A 3,109-nucleotide genomic window follows, 5' to 3' on the forward strand; every position below is an offset into this window, starting at 1 on the left:
CCATCGGCGCAGCTGCGTTTCACTTCCGAGTTCGGGATGGGATCGGGTGGTTCCACAGCGCTAATTTCACCAGGGAGGCTTTTGGAGAGTCGCACTCGTCCCGAGGGACAAGGCGCCAGCCTCGCATAGTTCTTGTGACGTAGCGTGCACTTGGATGCTCTTACGACGCTGTCGTAAAGCCAAGGCAACTTGAGGTTATATGGTCAAGCCACACGGATCATTAGTATCAGTTAGCTCAATACATTGCTGTACTTACACACCTGACCTATCAACCACATAGTCTATATGGTTCCTTCAGGGGGCTTGTGCCCCGGGAGATCTCATCTTGAGGCGCGCTTCCCGCTTAGATGCTTTCAGCGGTTATCGCTTCCGAACATAGCTACCCGGCAATGCCACTGGCGTGACAACCGGAACACCAGAGGTTCGTCCACTCCGGTCCTCTCGTACTAGGAGCAGCCCCTCTCAAATCTCCAACGCCCATGGCAGATAGGGACCGAACTGTCTCACGACGTTCTGAACCCAGCTCGCGTACCACTTTAAATGGCGAACAGCCATACCCTTGGGACCGACTACAGCCCCAGGATGTGATGAGCCGACATCGAGGTGCCAAACACCGCCGTCGATATGAACTCTTGGGCGGTATCAGCCTGTTATCCCCGGAGTACCTTTTATCCGTTGAGCGATGGCCCTTCCATACAGAACCACCGGATCACTAAGTCCTAGTTTCCTACCTGCTTGATCCGTCGATCTTGCAGTCAAGCACGCTTATGCCTTTGCACACAGTGCGCGATGTCCGACCGCGCTGAGCGTACCTTCGAGCTCCTCCGTTACTCTTTAGGAGGAGACCGCCCCAGTCAAACTACCCACCATACACGGTCCCCGACCCAGATAATGGGCCCAGGTTAGAACGTCAAGCACGACAGGGTGGTATTTCAAGGATGGCTCCGCTGCAGCTGGCGCCACAGTTTCATAGCCTCCCACCTATCCTACACAGACGAACTCAACGTTCAGTGTAAAGCTATAGTAAAGGTTCACGGGGTCTTTCCGTCTTGCCACGGGAACGCTGCATCTTCACAGCGATTTCAATTTCACTGAGTCTCGGGTGGAGACAGCGCCGCTGTCGTTACGCCATTCGTGCAGGTCGGAACTTACCCGACAAGGAATTTCGCTACCTTAGGACCGTTATAGTTACGGCCGCCGTTTACTGGGGCTTCGATCAAGAGCTTCGCCTTGCGGCTGACCCCATCAATTAACCTTCCAGCACCGGGCAGGCGTCACACCCTATACGTCCACTTTCGTGTTTGCAGAGTGCTGTGTTTTTGATAAACAGTCGCAGCGGCCTGGTTACTGCGACCCTCTTCAGCTATAGCTCGCACGAGCCACCAAAAAGGGTGCACCTTCTCCCGAAGTTACGGTGCCATGTTGCCTAGTTCCTTCACCCGAGTTCTCTCAAGCGCCTGAGAATTCTCATCCTACCCACCTGTGTCGGTTTACGGTACGGTCTGCGTAAGCTGAAGCTTAGGAGCTTTTCCTGGAAGCGTGGTATCAGTGACTTCGCCTTAAAGGCTCGTCTCGGTGCTCGGTCTTAAAGGATCCCGGATTTGCCAAAGATCCAAACCTACCGCCTTTCCCCAGGACAACCAACGCCTGGTACACCTAACCTTCTCCGTCCCTCCATCGCACTTACGCGAGGTGCAGGAATATTAACCTGCTTCCCATCGACTACGACTTTCGTCCTCGCCTTAGGGGCCGACTCACCCTGCGCCGATTAACGTTGCGCAAGGAAACCTTGGGCTTTCGGCGTGCGGGTTTTTCACCCGCATTATCGTTACTCATGTCAGCATTCGCACTTCCGATACCTCCAGCAGACTTCTCAATCCACCTTCAACGGCTTACGGAACGCTCCTCTACCGCGTACATATAAATATGCACACCCCAAGCTTCGGTTCACTGCTTAGCCCCGTTAAATCTTCCCCGCAGACCGACTCGACCAGTGAGCTATTACGCTTTCTTTAAAGGGTGGCTGCTTCTAAGCCAACCTCCTGGCTGTCTGTGCCTTTCCACATGGTTTTCCACTTAGCAGTGAATTTGGGACCTTAGCTGTGGGTCTGGGTTGTTTCCCTTTTCACGACGGACGTTAGCACCCGCCGTGTGTCTCCCATACAGTCCGTCTCGGTATTCGGAGTTTGCAATGGTTTGGTAAGTCGCGATGACCCCCTAGCCATAACAGTGCTCTACCCCCGAGAGGATACATATGAGGCGCTACCTAAATAGCTTTCGAGGAGAACCAGCTATCTCCGGGTTCGATTAGCTTTTCACTCCTAATCACAGCTCATCCCCGTCTTTTGCAACAGACGTGGGTTCGGGCCTCCAGTACCTGTTACGGCACCTTCACCCTGGCCATGACTAGATCACCCGGTTTCGGGTCTACTGCCCGCGACTATGCGCCCTTATCAGACTCGGTTTCCCTTCGCCTCCCCTATACGGTTAAGCTTGCCACGAACAGTAAGTCGCTGACCCATTATACAAAAGGTACGCAGTCACTCCTTGCGGAGCTCCTACTGCTTGTACGCACACGGTTTCAGGATCTATTTCACTCCCCTCTCCGGGGTTCTTTTCGCCTTTCCCTCACGGTACTGGTTCACTATCGGTCGGTCAGTAGTATTTAGCCTTGGAGGATGGTCCCCCCATGTTCAGACAGGGTTTCACGTGCCCCGCCCTACTCGTCTTCACTGAAATGGCCCTTTCAGATACAGGGCTATCACCTTCTATGGCCGCTCTTTCCAAAGCGTTTTCCTAGAACCAAATCAGCTTAAGGGCTAGTCCGCGTTCGCTCGTCGCTACTTACGGAATCTCGGTTGATTTCTTTTCCTCTGGTTACTTAGATATTTCAGTTCACCAGGTTCGCTTCCAGCAGCTATGTATTCACTGCAGGATACCCGCAAGCGGGTGGGTTTCCCCATTCGGACATTACCGGATCAAAGCTTGTTGCCAGCTCCCCGATACTTTTCGCAGGCTGCCACGTCCTTCATCGCCTCTGACCGCCAAGGCATCCACCGTGTGCGCTTATTCGCTTGACCATATAACCGCAAGTTGCCTTGGGTTATAC

General features: G+C 53.6%; 2 rRNA genes. Both read right to left on the reverse strand.

Annotated elements, in window-relative coordinates:
* A 5S ribosomal RNA gene (gene rrf, locus AC3WL7_RS21340) occupies positions 1–74 on the reverse strand; the annotation flags it as partial.
* Positions 75–199: 125 nt separating this feature from the next.
* Positions 200–3,080 (reverse strand): 23S ribosomal RNA (locus tag AC3WL7_RS21345).
* Positions 3,081–3,109 lie beyond the last annotated feature (29 nt).

This window comes from Stenotrophomonas sp. FW305-3-2-15-E-LB1, assembly GCF_058787375.1.